Source organism: Chryseobacterium sp. CT-SW4, from assembly GCF_048572715.1.
Lineage (GTDB): Bacteria > Bacteroidota > Bacteroidia > Flavobacteriales > Weeksellaceae > Chryseobacterium.
Genome location: NZ_CP183840.1, coordinates 854,611 through 869,810, shown reverse-complemented (window position 1 = coordinate 869,810; position 15,200 = coordinate 854,611). Strand labels below are relative to the sequence as shown.

Genomic DNA, 15,200 nt, shown 5'->3' with positions numbered 1-15,200 from the left:
ACCCGGTGTTTTGATATTTATTCAACCTGTTTTTTTAAATCTGCCAATCCCTGATCAAACATTTTTGCCATCTGCCCATCCATCATCGGTTTCATTATTTTCATCACAGCATTGAGTTCATTATCCATGCTCCATGTTACCTTTGTCCCGTTTCCCTGTGGAACTACTACCATATTAATCGTCGCTTTTCCTTCATAAGGTTTGATAAAATGAAGATCACTTGTGACTTTCTCCCCCGGAACAATTGCAATAATCTTCTGCTCTCCCTCTCCTACTTCCTTATTACCTTTCCAATGATAAGAATCTCCTACCTGATTTCCTGAACCGTTATAAGTGATAACAATATTTTTATCGGCTTTGGGAAAAGGATTCCATTGATTAAGCGCCTGCAATGAAGCCACATTTTCCCAAACTTTTTCCCTGGGCGCATTCACCACCACAGATCTTTCAAAATGATAATCTTTACTGAAGAAAAGCATGGCCACAATAGCATATGCAATGATAAGAAGGAAAATAATTCCTATAATTTTTAAGATTGTTTTCATAGTTTTTAATTTTTAATGTAGAACCAAAAGTAATTATTTCAACCATATAATAGCTTCCCTTATGACAAGTTTATTGAGTAAGCCGATATTTTTGTCATAAAAGCTTTTATAGGCATTATTTTTGAATAGTAAATGCATTCTAAATATTTAAATTTCACAATATAAAAGTCCAATATGAGCAGTTTAACTGAAAATTTCAATACCCCCTATCATTCAGCTCCGTTCAACCATATAAAAAATGAAGATTATCTTCCCGCTTTTAAGGAACTGATACAACAATCCGAAGAGGAGATCAACGCTATTATTAACAATACTGAAGATCCTGATTTTAAAAACGTAATTGAAGCACTGGCTTACTCGGGAGAAAAGCTGGATGTGGTTTCTAATATATTTTTCAATCTCAATTCTGCGGAAACAAGCGATGAGCTTCAAAAAATTGCTCAGGAAGTTTCTCCTGTACTAACGGAGTATTCTTCTAAAATTTCTCAAAATGAAGCTTTATTTGACAAAATCAAAAAAGTCTACGATCAGAAAGAGAAATACAATCTCAATGAGGAACAAAAAATGTTACTGGAAGAAACCTACAAAGGTTTCGTAAGAAGTGGAGCGCTCCTGAATGAAGAGGATAAAGAGAAACTGAAGAAAATCAATATGGATCTTTCTTTAAAATCTTTACAGTTCGGACAAAATGCCCTGGCTTCTACCAATGCTTATTTTAAACATATCACCCATAAAGAAGATTTGGCCGGAATTCCTGAGCCTATTATTGAGCAATATGCTGAAGAAGCTAAGGAAAGAGGTCTTGAAGGATGGGTAATCACTTTACAGTATCCAAGCTATGTCCCTTTTATCACTTATGCGGAAAACCGTGAGCTGAGAAAAGAACTGGCACTGGCCAACGGAAAAAAATCTTTTGACGGAGGGGAATATGACAATCAAAATCTTATCAGGGAGATTATCCAGCTTAAACAGGAAAAAGCGGAACTCCTCGGGTATAAAAATTACGCCGATTATGTCCTTGAGGAAAGAATGGCCAAATCTCCATCCAAAGTGCTGGACTTCCTGAATGAACTTCTTACCAAAGCAAAACCTTATGCCGATAAGGAAATCGAGGAACTGAAAGCTTTAGCAAAAGCTGACGGTATAGAGGAAATGCAAAGTTACGATCACGCCTTCTACGCTGAAAAACTTCGTAAGCAGAAATTTGATCTGAACGATGAAGAATTAAAACCTTATTTTCCGCTTAATCAGGTACAGGATGCTGTTTTTGGACTGGCCCACCAACTTTTCGGACTTAGTTTTGAGGAGCGAAATGACATTCCAAAATACCATAATGAAGTAAAAACTTATGAAGTAAAAGAAAATGGAGAATACAAAGCACTGTTGTATGTAGACTATTTCCCTAGAAAAGGGAAAAGAGCCGGAGCGTGGATGACCAGCTATAAGAGCCAGTATAAAAAGGATGGTGAAAATTCGAGACCTCACATTTCCATTGTCTGCAATTTCAGTAAGCCTACTAAAGATACTCCAAGCCTGTTAACCTTTCAGGAAGTCACCACACTCTTCCATGAATTCGGTCATGCGCTACACGGAATGTTAGCAGATACGCAATATCCTAATCTTTCGGGAACATCCGTTAAATGGGATTTTGTGGAGCTTCCTTCCCAATTCCTTGAAAATTTTTGTTATGAACCTGAATTTTTAAAAACCTTCGCCAAACATTATCAGACAGGAGAAGTTCTTCCTGATGATAAAATCAAAAAAATAGAACAGTCTAAAAACTTCATGGAAGGATACCAGACATTGAGACAGCTAGGTTTCGGGTTATTGGATATGAAATACCATACTCTGGTTAATGATGTAAAAGATATTAAAGCTTTTGAGGATGAACAGACGCGAGCTACCCAGCTATACCCCGTTAATCCCGAGACAGCAATGAGCCCCAGCTTCTCTCATATTTTCCAGGGCGGATATTCCGCAGGATATTATTCTTACAAATGGGCGGAAGTTTTAGATGCCGATGCCTTCCAGTATTTTAAGGAAAATGGTATTTTCAATCCTGAAATTGCAGCTCGTTATAAAGTTCTGCTTTCTTCCGGAGGTACCAAGGATCCTATGGAACTCTATAAAAGTTTCCGTGGCAGTGAGCCTAAAGTAGAAAGTCTGCTAAAAAGAGCATTCGGATAAATAAATTTAAAGCTTTTGAGATCTCTCAGAAGCTTTTTTATTAAACTTTTCTTTCTTCTGTAAAAGCGTACATAAAATTTCACCTAATTTTACATTAACAAAATATTAATTATGAACAATGAACTAAAAACCAAAATCTTAAAGTTGTATGAAGGTTTCAAGGAGGAAGATCACCTCAAAGAAAACCGCCTGGAACGATGGAGAAACCTCGAACCTGAATCCGCTGAACTGATCTCTATACTGATAAGGAGCCAGCAAAGTAAAAATGTCCTGGAGATCGGAACTTCTAATGGTTTTTCCACTTTATGGCTTTCTGATGCCGTTCAGAGTACGGGTGGAAAGCTTATTTCAGTGGAAATTGAGGAGTCCCGTACCTTACTGGCTAAAAATAATCTTACAGAATTCGGCCTTATCCATAATGTAGAATTAATAACTGCGGATGCCAAAGATTATTTAAAGAATGTTCTTCCTATTTTTGATTCCATTTTCCTGGATGCCGAAAGAAAATATTATTCGGAATACTGGCCGGAACTTAAGCGCCTACTTTCAAAAGACGGTTCTTTACTGATGGTGGATAATTTTATTTCTCACCGGGAGCAGGTAGAAGATTTTTATGGTTTAATTACTGAAGATCTCACTTTTACTTCTACAGTAATTAATGTAGGAAAAGGAATTTTATTAGTAACAAAAAATTAAATAATCTTAATCATGCTACTGGCTATTTTACTACCCTTTCTTTCATTTATCGTCCGTGGAAAAATCCTTACGGGAATTGTCTGCTTTATTTTACAAATCACATTAATAGGCTGGCTTCCGGCTGCTATATGGGCCGCTTTGTCTCTTAATAATGAAAGAGCAAATAAACGTAATGAGAAGCTCATTAAAGCAATTCGGGAAACTAAAAATTAAAAGCTCTATATATTTTTTCTTTTTCTGTTTGTCTAATTTATATAAATCCATTAGATTTGCATAACTAGTTATATAATTAATTTAATACTTATGAATATATTTGACAAAACAGGAAAAATGGCCTTAGGGAGCAGGTTACGTATGCTAACAGCTAAAATGACAGAAGATGCCGCCCAGATATATGACCTGTATGAAAATTATAATTTCTCTCCAAAATGGCTCCTTGCATTTTTTATTCTTGCAGAGGAAGGTGAAAAAACTATTACCGAACTAGCAGAAGGTATAGGCCATTCGCAGCCATCCGTTACTAAAATCGTCAAAGAAATGGTGAATGCGGGATTAGTTCAGAATCTTGCTTCAGGAGATAAAAGGAGAAATATAGTGGGACTTACCGACAAAGGAATTGAAGTTTCCCAACGGTTAAAAGTTCAGACCAAAGATATTGACAAAGCAGTAGAAAAACTGTTGGAGGAAGCAACTCATAATCTATGGGAAGCTGTGGAAGAATGGGAATTTTTACTGGAAAAAAAGTCTTTATTTAACAGGGTACGTGCCGAAAAAAAACTCCGGGAAAGCAAAGACGTAAAGATTGTTGAATATCAGCCTCAATATCAGGAGGCATTCAAAGAATTAAATAAAGAATGGATCTCCACTTATTTTAAAATGGAAGAAGCGGATTATAAGGCATTGGACCATCCAAAGGAATATATATTGGATAAAGGAGGGAAAATCCTCGTAGCCCTTTATAAAGATGAACCCATAGGCGTCTGCGCTCTCATTAAAATGAATGATCCCGATTATGATTATGAGATGGCAAAAATGGCAGTTTCTCCCAAGGCTCAGGGAAAAAGTGTAGGATGGCTTTTGGGGCAGGCTATCATTACCAAGGCAAAAGAATTGGGTGCTTCCAAACTTTTCCTGGAGAGTAATACTATTCTGGAACCGGCTATTAATCTTTATTATAAGATGGGATTTCAGAAGATTTTTGGGAGGAGCTCTCCTTATGAGCGTAGTAATATTCAAATGGAATTGGATCTTAATCAGTAACAACTTAGGGGCTAGAGGGAGAAATAAGAGGGTGTTTTACAAAGATAGGGAGTTTTTTTCCTTCGCAGATTTCAGCAGATGACGCAGATTAATAGGGCGGGAAAGATTGGGATAGATTATTACTGATAGATTACAAATGTTGTTTTATATTATTTTATAAAACTGATGTGTTATCTGCGTCATCTGCTGAAATCTGTAAGGAGATTATACAGATTTTATGTAATGGGGAATGAATAATTTAACTTATATAGGTTTGTGTAGCTATTGATGAGTCTTAAGAAATAGATAAGATTTGAAAAGTTTTTTATTCTAACAATTCTCTATGTTTCATCAGATAGTCTAATGCTTCTGTTAGAGCGTATTCAGAACTTTTAGGATTGAAGCCCAGTTCATTTCTGGCTTTAGAAATGTCAAAATCCTGCTGTAATCCGGAGAACACAGCAATATCTTTTCTTGTCAGAACGGGTGCCCTGCCTTTTATTTTTGCTGAAAGCTCCATTATTCCGGCGATGGCATAAAGCACTGGTTTAGGAACAGAAGCAGGAATCTTTAAATTCAATTCCGGATATAAGCGTTTAGCCAAAGCCGTAGTATCTGTAATGGTCATACAATTTTCATTCGCGAGAATATATCTTTCTCCGTTACGACCCCTTTTTGCAGCCAGGTAACAACCTTCAGCCACGTCTTTCACATCAATCCAGTTGAGAGTAATTTTCGTGTCCACAGGAATTTGTTTATTCAATATCAATTTTAAAACTCCATAAGAAACATTCAAAGGAAAAAAAGCTTCACTTCCCATCATAGCTCCGGGCATTACGGAAACTAATCCGACCCCTAATTTATCTGCCAGCTCAAATGCCAATTGTTCTCCATCATTTTTTGAATTATAATACACATCCCTCCTGTCAGGATTGTAACCATTGCTTTCTTTTGCAGGCAATTGAGTATAATCTAAAGCAGCGACGGAACTTACATATACAATTTTTTTAACTCCAGCTTCTGCCGCCGCTTCTATGGTATTCCGTGTACCGTTCATATTGACATCATAAATTTCTTTTTCAGGATTTTTTGCCCACAATTTAAAGGAAGCTCCTACGGCATAAAAAGTTTCCACTCCCTGCAATGCTTTCACAAAAGATGCCTTATCCGTGATGTCCGCCTGAACCCATTCACAGCTGAGTTTCTCAAATGTTTTTTTATTGTTGATATTTCTTACCGATGCCCTTACGGGAATGTCTTTCTTTAATAAAAGCCGTACTAAATTATTTCCCAGATGTCCGTTGGCTCCTGAAACCAGACTTAATTTTTCCTGTATCATTTTCTTAAATTTTTAATGACACAAAGTTGAAGGTCTTTATTCCGGATATACTTGACTTTTGTTAGTTAATTAGTTTTCTCCGGATCCGGCTCAGGCTTTCAGGTTTCATTCCTAAAAAGGAGGCTATGTACTGGACAGGAACGTGCTGAATAATTCCGGGATAATTTTTAAGAAGCTCTCTATATCTTTCTTCCGCTCTTAAAGAGGAAAGTTCATTGGACCGCTGCTCATGATAGGCAATTGATTCCTGGAAAACGTGAATGCTAAAATCCTTCATAGAAGCGCTTTCTTTTGTAAATGCATCCAGATCTTTCTTTGTAATTCTTAGTAATTCGCAGGCTGTAATACATTCCACATTTTCCAAGGATTTTTTCTGATTGATAAAATTAGAATAGGAAGTAAAAAATCCCGGCGGGCAATTGATATGAGTAGTCACCTGATCTCCATTCCGGTTTAAATGAAATAAACGCATATAGCCCGAAACTATATAATACAAATACCCGGGAACCTCTCCCTCTTTTTCTATAACTGTATTTTTAGAATAGGCAACAGGCTCAAAATAATGTTTCATCATCTCCATTTCAGCAGTGCTAAAATCGTGAATAGATCGTGCATATGTTAAAAGCTTATCATGCATTGTCAGCCGTTTGGAAATGTTCACAAATTTAAAATAAAATCCCTATCCATGTAATATTCCTCCCGTATAAAATGTCTTATTAAAAATATAATATATGAAACGAAGAATAATTATTCTTTTAGGCGTGGTTTCCTCTTCTTTCTTATTTTCTCAGAGTATTGAGGGAATTATTACGAACCAAACCCAACAACCAGTCACCGAAACAGAAATCATTCTTACAAAAGATAATAATAAATTCACGGCTATTACTGATGAGAAAGGTATGTTCAGAATTCCTCTTAAAGAAAACGGAGATTATCTGTTAGAAATTATAAAGGACGGCACCACCACAAATACTGAAAAAATAACCGTTAAAGGCAATATCCAGAAAAATATAGAGATCAAAACTTCCTATCCGGCTCCCGGAGAGCAAAAAATAGAAGGAGTAACCGTCACCGTCAAGAAAAAATTATTCGAAAGAAAAGTGGACCGGCTGGTATTCAATGTTGAAAACTCAGTGGCATCCCAGGGGATTGATGTAGTTGAAGCTCTATCCAAAACCCCGATGGTAAGGGCTACTGACGATGCCATTTCCATTGCAGGTAAGAGCAATGTAGCCGTGATGATCAATGACAGGCTGCTCAACCTTTCAGGACAGGAACTTATCAATTATTTAAAAACCCTCCGTTCCGATGATATAGCTAAAATTGAGGTAATCACTACTCCACCGGCCAAATATGAAGCTGAAGGAAAAAGCGGACTGATCAATATCATTCTTAAAAAGAATACCAATCTCGGCTGGAATGGTTCCCTCCAGACTTCCGGCAGCTATTATTACAATCGCCCTACCGTTTCCACACGCAGCGGCGCCAGCTTTAATTACCAGGGCAGTAAATTATCATTAACTGCCAATTTATCTGCAGGTGATAATTATTGGGAGAATAAATCCTATAATTACCTGACAGGAACAGACAACTATTGGAATACCGACAGTAAAAACACCAACAATTATAAGTACAAAGGAGGGAACTTAAAAAGTGAATATAAAATCAATGATAAAAACCTGGTGGGTATCAATTATAATTATTCTTTCAGCAACCCTCTTGAGGAAGCACAAAGTACAACTTCCATCCTGAATGAAACCGGATCCCTGGACCTATCTTCCAATGCAAGCAATAAAAACAGGAGAAATGTTCATAATGCTTCGGCATTCTATGATCTTAAACTGGATTCGGCAGGAAGCAAATTAAGCTTATCGGCAAATCTAATGATCAATAATGCCAATGCCCGCAATTTTTATAATACGATTACTACGGAAACAGTTTCCACTTTTGCCAACCCTGTCAGCAAATACAGAATTTATTCAGGGCAGGCAGATCTGGAAAAGAATTTTTCAAAAATAAAAACAGAAGCGGGAATGAAATATACCCGGATTAAAAATGATTCTGAATTTAACTTCTTTTCTATCGAAAACGGGCAGTACGTTATCAATACCGACCGTACCAATACTTTCTTATATAATGAAGAAAATTACGCGGCGTATGCTTCGGCCAACTTTAAGATCAATGATAAATGGGATGCCAAAGCCGGCTTAAGGTATGAATACACTACCCTGGAAGGAATTTCAATGAATGATGATTCCTCCGCAAGGATAAAATACGGCAAACTGTTTCCAACCGCCTATATAAGCTATAAAGCGGATGATGACAATACTTTCTCTCTTAATTATTCAAGAAGGATCACAAGACCTTATTTCGGAAACCTGAATCCTTTCAAATACTATACTTCCGAATTTGAATACAACACCGGAAACCCCTACCTTCTTCCTTCTTTCTCAGATAATTTCGAGTTTGGATATGTCCTTAAAAGCAACTTCAGCGTTACGCTCTATTACAATTACAACAAAGACAACTGGGACAGAATCCAGGTAGTGGAAGATAATTTAAAATACAGTATTGTTAAGAATTTCTATAATGAACATCAGGCGGGAGTGAACGTTAATTATAACTACAACAAGCTCAAATGGCTGGAATCCAATATTTTCATCAATGGCTTCTATGCCCAATCAAAATCCTATGATCCTGAAGCTTTGGCTGCTCCTGCAGGTTATGGAGCCAATTTTAATATGGATAATAATTTCTTCCTGAATAAGGATAAAACATTCACGCTGATGCTGGGATTGTGGGGATCGGTTCCTAACAGAAGCGGAAACACATATTTCAATGGAAACGCTTCGGTCTATACAGGATTAAAACTAAACTTAATGCAGAAAAATCTGATGATCAATCTTTACATGAATGATGTTTTCAATACCAACCGCTCAAAAGGAACTGAATATTATCCTAATTACAATGTAGATTATTATTATAAGGGAATTACCAGGAATGCTTACCTTTCTGTCACCTACAAATTCGGAAACAATAATGTAAAAGGAGCTACCAAACAAGTGAAATTTGAAGAATCAAGCCGAGCCGGCGGAGGAAATTAAAATCATAATTTTCCGTATTAAAGAAAACCCTTACCTTTGTAAAGCAATGAAGCATTTAAACAGCATATTACGTCTTCCGTTCTTCAGTGAATATTACAACCCGTTCTATTGTTCGGGAAGACTTAGTATAGCTATTACTCAATAAAATAATATTAATAATTATAGAGCCCGGACAATAAATTGTCCGGGCTTTTTTGTGTCTTAAAATTTGAAAGCAATGATCAATACATTAAAAGAAAACGTAGAAATTATCCTACCGGAAAACGGTCTGGAACAGAAATTACAACAGGCCAAAGAAGAAAACCGAAAACTAAGCATTAAGCTCGGATTCGATCCCACCGCTCCGGATCTCCATCTGGGACATGCTGTGGTGCTAAAAAAATTAAAGCAGTTCCAGGATTTGGGACATCAGATCATTATTGTTGTGGGAAGCTTTACGGCCAGAATCGGAGATCCTACGGGTAAAAACAAAGCCAGAAAGCCCTTAAGTATCGAGGATGTACAACATAATGCACAAACGTATATTGAGCAGCTGTCCAAGGTAATTGATATTCAAAAAACCAAAATAGTTTTCAATTCCGAATGGCTTGACATTTTGAATTTCTCTGAAGTAATTCAGCTTTTATCTAAGGTTACGGTAGCGCAACTAATGCACAGAAATGATTTTAATAAAAGGTTTACAGAAAATACCCCTATCGCTATGCATGAACTGGTTTATCCTATTTTGCAGGGATTTGATTCTGTAAAAATAGAATGTGATATCGAAATGGGCGGAACCGATCAGCTTTTTAACTGTACGATGGGAAGGCAATTACAGGAAACCCACGGGATGTCCCCACAAATTGTCATGTGCATGCCTTTACTGAAAGGACTTGACGGAAAAGAAAAAATGAGTAAATCTCTGAACAATATAATCGGATTAACCGACGAACCGAATGAAATGTTTGGAAAAACCATGTCCATTCCCGACAGCCTGATACAGGAGTTTATGAACCTTACTACCAATTTTTCCGCAGAAGAAAAACAGGTTTTAAGATACAGGATGGATAACGGTGAGAACCCGATGAATATTAAAAAACTCATTGCCAAAAATATCATCTCCCAATATCATACTATAAAAGATGCCGAGGATGCGGAACAGTTTTTCAGCAGTCAGTTTCAGAATAAAAATTTTGAGGAAAAAGTATTTGAACCGGTTTCCATTGCTTCTCTCAACCATAATAAGAATAAAATAAATCTGGTCGAACTATGTCATCAATTAAAAAATGATCTCAGTAAATCTGCAGTCAGGAGATTAATTGTAAGCGGAGGAGTCCAGATTAATGATCATAAAAAAACTGATGCAAACGAAGAAATAGATCTGATAAAAGAAACAAAAATAAAAATCGGGAAAAGAGCTTTTTTTGAACTTCTTTAAAGCCTTATAAAAATTCCGGGCTACTAGTAGCCCGGAATTTTCAATTTATTCATTAATCTCCAAGGATTCGTTTAATTCTTTTTCAGCCACCCGCTGATTTCGTGCTTTTGCCAGCATCGGTATCGAAATCAATCCCATGACCAGCATAATGGTAATCTGCAACGGCAGGGATATAAAGGAATAGGTAAGTCCCATTTCTCCACCTAGCTCCGCACTTTTCCCCATTGAAATAAATAATGCCATAAAGCCGAATTTCATGGCTAAATTAAAGGCTCCGATTCCCCCACTGGCCGGAATAATCATTCCAAAGGTTCCTACCACCAGAATAAAAAATCCGTCAGGAATAGTGAAATCCGAAGTCTCAGGCAGGGAGAAACATACCAGGTAGGCGGCTAAGAAATAAGAAATCCAGATAGCCACCGTATAAATAATAAATTTAATCTTCTGCTTTAACCTGAAGATCGTCGTCAGTCCGTCAAGAATACCGTCAATGAATCCAATAATCTTTCCCAATAAAGGAATCCGGGCAAGCTTCTTTTTAAAAACAAAAAAAAGGATAACTCCAAGCGCCAGAATCCCTAGAACCAGCAATATTTTATTAGGATCGATTGTAATCCCTGAATTTCTATAAAAAGACAGAATCGCTTCCGACTTGAAAACCAATGTAAGTCCCAAAAAACCAATCATACAAACCAGGTCTACCACTCTCTCAAGGATAATGGTTCCAAATGATTTATCCACCGGAACTTTTTCCACTCCGTATAAAGCCGTTGCCCTCGCTACTTCTCCACTTCTCGGAATAGTAAGATTCATCAGGTAACCAAATGAAAGTGACCACAATGAATTTGAATTTGAAATAGAGTATCCCATAGGCTCCAGTAAAAGATTCCACCGGATAGCCCGGAACCAGTAAGCCAAAATTCCAAAAACAGCCGCAAACAGCACCCACACGTAGTTGGCTTTAGCCAACGATTTCTGTATAACTTTAAAATCTAATCCTTTAAGAGCCAACCACAAAAAAAAGCCTGCAAAAGCAAGCGAAACTACAATTGTAAGGATTGATTTTAAAGGATGGGTTGATTTTTTCTCCATGAATTAAGTTAGAAGATTTGTTTTTTCATCCGGGAAAACAATTTTCGGCTGGAAGTCTTTAGCTTCTTCCGGCGTCATTTGCGCATACGCAATGATAATGATAATATCATCTTTCTGTACTTTTCTGGCTGCCGGGCCGTTCAGACAAACCTCTCCGGATTTTCTTTTTCCTTTAATAACATAGGTATCAAACCGTTCTCCGTTATTCACATTCACAATATAAACCCTTTCCCCTACTACCAATCCTGCCGCTTCAATCAGCTCTTCATCAATGGTAATGCTTCCTATATAATTAAGATCCGAGGCAGTAACTCTTACTCTGTGAATTTTGGATTTAAATACTTCTATTAACATACTGCAAATTTATTAATAAAAATCAATTAAATAATATTTTACTTAATTTTAAAAGTACCAGATTCCCAGATCTTTAATTTTTAAAATATTAAAATTTTCTAATTTTAATTATAAATTTAACAACCATATCATTAAAAAAAACAATTCTCCACACGAAATTTAGGATTTAATAAATACAGCAAATAATAGTCATATTTCACTAAACTCAATAGTAATAAGCATTTGGCATGATTTTAGCAACCTATAACGTAGATTTTTCGTAAAAATGAGAATTATCATATTTTAACTATTTTCTCAAAAACATGAAAAATTATATAACTATTAATAAAATATTTGCACAATTTGAAAATTGTACTATATTTGCTATAATTACGAACTAACTTTAATATTAAAAATTATGAACAAGTCTGAATTAATCGACGCAATCGCAAAAGATGCAGGAATTACTAAAGTTGCAGCTAAAGCTGCTCTAGAATCTTTTATTTCTAATGTTACTTCTACTTTGAAGAAAAAAGACGGTAAAGTATCTTTAGTAGGATTCGGTACATTTTCAGTAGCTGAAAGAGCTGCAAGACAAGGTATCAACCCGGCAACTAAAAAACCAATCAAAATTGCTGCTAAAAAAGTTGCTAAATTTAAAGCAGGAGCTGATTTATCTAACGCAGTTTCTGGTGCTAAGAAAAAATAATCATTCAGATTACAAAAAGATAACCTCATCGTTTGATGAGGTTTTTTTATGCTTAACAGTTTCTTTACTTACGGAGCTAAACGGGCAATTTTCCAGTCCCAGCCATCCAGCTCATATATAATCCGGTCATGTAGCCTGTTCGGTCTTCCCTGCCAAAATTCCATTTCATAAGGCTTTGCAATATAGCCGCCCCAATTTTCCGGTCTAGGAACCTCTGTATTCTCATACTTTTCCTCTAATTCCTTTAATTTATTTTCAAGAAAAGAACGGTCGGGAATAATCTCACTTTGAGGAGAAACCACAGCTCCCAACTGACTTCCCTTGGGCCTTGAGTGAAAATAACCGTCACTCAAATTGGGAGCTATCTTTTCCAGGTCGGCTTTTATAATGACCTGCCTTTCCAGATTAGGCCAAAAAAAATGAAGACAGGCTTTATGTGTCTTTTCTATCGCTTTCCCTTTTCTGCTGTTATAATTGGTATAAAAAATAAACCCTTCATGGGTATAAGCCTTTAGCAAAACCATCCTTGTTCTGGGACAACCATCTTCTTCCAGTGTGGAAACAGCCATTGCATTCGCTTCATAGATATCAGGATTTTCACTGGCAGCAAGGTACCAGTCCCGGAATTGTTCGATAGGATTCTGTTTTATCTCACTTTCAATAAGTTGGGATTTCTCATAAACTTTTCTTTTATCATGAAGGTTTTCCATAAATATTTTTTATTAAATTTGAGTATGAATTACTCATACAAAGGTAAAATATTAATCTCCACTCCTGATATTTCCGGCGATATTTTTTCCAGATCGGTGGTCCTTATTATTGACCATAATGAGGAGGGTGCATTCGGATTGATACTGAATAAAAGAAACAGCCAGATGAGTAATAAGTTCAAAAATTTCTTTGAATTCAAAATCGATGTATACGATGGCGGACCGGTTGAAAATGACAAGGTATTTTTCATCGTCAAAGGACCCAAGGTTACAGAGATCTACACCGACATCAATAACGAATTTTATCTCACGGAAGATATTGAGAATATTATAAGTGCCGTTCTCAACGGTAAACTAAACATTCAGGATGTTAAAATTTTTTCAGGATATTCCGGATGGACAGCCGCACAGCTTGAAGAAGAGGTACAGCGAAAAATGTGGACGGTAGTGGATATCTACAATCTGGACTATACACTTCCCAATGATCAGACCCTGTGGAAATCCATCATGCAAAATCTGGGCGGTGAATACTTATTATGGGCTAACTCACCGGAAGACATCTCCATGAATTAAAAATTATTCTTTTATATGGGAATAAAAAATTAACAAATTTTAATTCTCTATTAACTCATTATTAAGAAAATAATTCCGTTCTTTGAAAAACCAAAATTAAAAAGAAATGAAAGTCTATTTTTCAACTATTTTCTTTTCAATACCCTTCTCTAAGGTCTCCGGAAATATATTTTCTGCAAAAGACCCATTTATAAAAAATACTTTTTCTGAATCAACAGAAAACGGATTTCTATTTTACGAAAAAAACACAAAGCACATTACGGTTAAAAAAAATTATAAGAACAGTGTACAACATTCGTCTGAGAACGAATTCTTATAAAAAACAACTTCTGATTTATTCAGATTAAAACCCGGTAAAGGACTTTGGAACTTTGTTGTTTACCGGGTTTGTCAATTTCTTTAATCAAAACTTTTTCTCCAATTTTCTACCCATTCTGAAAAACGGGATGATCCAAAGGTTTTATTTCTAATCTTTCCTACAGCAAATATGCCTTTTTCATCGGAGATCATTAATATCTCTTCAGCTTTTTGAGATTCGAAGGCTATGATTTCATGCTCCTGAATTTCCGCAAGGTTATTTTTATGCAGATAGGTAACAAAATTTTCCATCAGAGGAGAAATGTAAGCCCCTTCTGTCTGTTTAGGGACTTTTATAGTCTTTCCTTCCAAAAAAAGAAGATTTCCTGAAGTGGACCTTGCTATTCTTTTATTTGGATTAAGGAGAATCACATCATCCAGGTCATTTTCCTGTGCATAGATCTCTCCATAAATATTTTCCGGACACTGAACTCTTATATTGCTTAACAGATTGTTATTAACGTTTATTTCCTTAATTAAATCCAGCTCCAAAGGTCTTTCATGCACTGCCAATACATCAGGAACTTCATTAACTTCATAAAAATAAGATACGGAAGATTTGGCTAATGTCCCTTCATCGGTGTTTCTAAACACCAGAAAATTAATGATTCCGTTCTGAATACCTTTATCTTCAATTATATTCTTTTGAAACAAATTCTGGAAAAATTCCAAGGTGTAAGTTAAAGGAATATTCATTCTCATTTTTCTCATGGAAGCCATTAAGAAAAAGTAGCATTCTTCATCCATAATAAGACCGGAGTTTCTCACAAAGAAAGAAACCTTAACTGCATCTCCCAATAAAAAAGCTCTGTTTTTTATTTTCAGTTCTTCTGATGTAAAATATTGATTTTCCAATGTTGAATGATTTTTATAAAAAAATAATGAACGATAAATCGTTC

At 36.1% G+C, this 15,200-nt stretch carries 15 protein-coding genes; 8 read left to right on the top strand and 7 right to left on the bottom strand.

The genetic code is table 11. From position 1 onward, the window contains the following. Positions 1–17 precede the first annotated feature (17 nt). A complete protein-coding gene (locus ABJ974_RS03800) occupies positions 18–545 on the bottom strand; it encodes an SRPBCC family protein (protein ID WP_419870059.1) in 528 nt (175 codons plus the stop codon). Between the two features lie 174 nt (positions 546–719). On the opposite strand from ABJ974_RS03800, the gene ABJ974_RS03795 reads away from it, so the two are divergent. The 4 genes from ABJ974_RS03795 to ABJ974_RS03780 all read left to right on the top strand — a co-directional run bounded on the left by ABJ974_RS03795 (position 720) and on the right by ABJ974_RS03780 (position 4,688). Further along, positions 720–2,732, top strand: coding sequence for a M3 family metallopeptidase (locus ABJ974_RS03795; protein WP_419870058.1), 2,013 nt, complete (start codon positions 720–722; stop codon positions 2,730–2,732). A 111-nt stretch (positions 2,733–2,843) separates the two neighbouring features. Next, positions 2,844–3,428 carry an O-methyltransferase gene (locus tag ABJ974_RS03790; RefSeq protein ID WP_419870057.1) on the top strand — a complete coding sequence of 195 codons (585 nt, stop codon included), beginning with the start codon at positions 2,844–2,846 and terminating at the stop codon, positions 3,426–3,428. Positions 3,429–3,440: 12 nt separating this feature from the next. Continuing rightward, positions 3,441–3,641, top strand: a complete 201-nt coding sequence (locus tag ABJ974_RS03785; protein ID WP_419870056.1) for a YqaE/Pmp3 family membrane protein — start codon at positions 3,441–3,443, stop codon at positions 3,639–3,641. Between the two features lie 90 nt (positions 3,642–3,731). Further along, positions 3,732–4,688, top strand: a complete 957-nt coding sequence (locus tag ABJ974_RS03780; RefSeq protein WP_419870055.1) for a bifunctional helix-turn-helix transcriptional regulator/GNAT family N-acetyltransferase — start codon at positions 3,732–3,734, stop codon at positions 4,686–4,688. Positions 4,689–4,992: 304 nt separating this feature from the next. On the opposite strand, the gene ABJ974_RS03775 is transcribed toward ABJ974_RS03780, so the two are convergent. Together ABJ974_RS03775 and ABJ974_RS03770 are read right to left on the bottom strand one after the other, a co-directional pair. Further along, the gene (locus tag ABJ974_RS03775) at positions 4,993–6,006 is read right to left on the bottom strand and encodes an NAD-dependent epimerase/dehydratase family protein (protein WP_419870054.1); all 1,014 of its coding nucleotides are present in this window, start codon (positions 6,004–6,006) and stop codon (positions 4,993–4,995) included. A gap of 61 nt (positions 6,007–6,067) precedes the next feature. Continuing rightward, positions 6,068–6,643 carry a Crp/Fnr family transcriptional regulator gene (locus ABJ974_RS03770; protein ID WP_419870053.1) on the bottom strand — a complete coding sequence of 192 codons (576 nt, stop codon included), beginning with the start codon at positions 6,641–6,643 and terminating at the stop codon, positions 6,068–6,070. 94 nt (positions 6,644–6,737) lie between these two features. Between ABJ974_RS03770 and ABJ974_RS03765 the strand changes: the two genes are divergently transcribed. Together ABJ974_RS03765 and tyrS are read left to right on the top strand one after the other, a co-directional pair. Beyond that, positions 6,738–9,110, top strand: a complete 2,373-nt coding sequence (locus ABJ974_RS03765; protein ID WP_419870052.1) for a TonB-dependent receptor domain-containing protein — start codon at positions 6,738–6,740, stop codon at positions 9,108–9,110. Between the two features lie 217 nt (positions 9,111–9,327). After that, the gene (gene tyrS / locus ABJ974_RS03760; RefSeq protein ID WP_419870051.1) at positions 9,328–10,527 is read left to right on the top strand and encodes a tyrosine--tRNA ligase; all 1,200 of its coding nucleotides are present in this window, start codon (positions 9,328–9,330) and stop codon (positions 10,525–10,527) included. Between the two features lie 45 nt (positions 10,528–10,572). Here tyrS and ABJ974_RS03755 read toward each other — a convergent pair whose 3' ends face one another. Both ABJ974_RS03755 and panD read right to left on the bottom strand, forming a co-directional pair. Then, the gene (locus ABJ974_RS03755; RefSeq protein ID WP_419870050.1) at positions 10,573–11,619 is read right to left on the bottom strand and encodes a lysylphosphatidylglycerol synthase transmembrane domain-containing protein; all 1,047 of its coding nucleotides are present in this window, start codon (positions 11,617–11,619) and stop codon (positions 10,573–10,575) included. A 3-nt stretch (positions 11,620–11,622) separates the two neighbouring features. Further along, entirely contained in the window at positions 11,623–11,973 is a 351-nt protein-coding gene (gene panD, locus ABJ974_RS03750) for an aspartate 1-decarboxylase (RefSeq protein ID WP_039366628.1), read from the bottom strand. 397 nt (positions 11,974–12,370) lie between these two features. On the opposite strand from panD, the gene ABJ974_RS03745 reads away from it, so the two are divergent. Then, positions 12,371–12,661, top strand: coding sequence for an HU family DNA-binding protein (locus ABJ974_RS03745; RefSeq protein ID WP_047097388.1), 291 nt, complete (start codon positions 12,371–12,373; stop codon positions 12,659–12,661). A 68-nt stretch (positions 12,662–12,729) separates the two neighbouring features. Here ABJ974_RS03745 and pdxH read toward each other — a convergent pair whose 3' ends face one another. Beyond that, entirely contained in the window at positions 12,730–13,371 is a 642-nt protein-coding gene (gene pdxH / locus ABJ974_RS03740; RefSeq protein ID WP_419870049.1) for a pyridoxamine 5'-phosphate oxidase, read from the bottom strand. A 24-nt stretch (positions 13,372–13,395) separates the two neighbouring features. Here pdxH and ABJ974_RS03735 point away from each other — a divergent pair, with 24 nt between their 5' ends. Continuing rightward, positions 13,396–13,944, top strand: coding sequence for a YqgE/AlgH family protein (locus ABJ974_RS03735; RefSeq protein WP_419870048.1), 549 nt, complete (start codon positions 13,396–13,398; stop codon positions 13,942–13,944). 399 nt (positions 13,945–14,343) lie between these two features. Here ABJ974_RS03735 and ABJ974_RS03730 read toward each other — a convergent pair whose 3' ends face one another. Continuing rightward, the gene (locus ABJ974_RS03730) at positions 14,344–15,156 is read right to left on the bottom strand and encodes an aminotransferase class IV (protein WP_419870047.1); all 813 of its coding nucleotides are present in this window, start codon (positions 15,154–15,156) and stop codon (positions 14,344–14,346) included. Between the last annotated feature and the right edge of the window lie 44 nt (positions 15,157–15,200).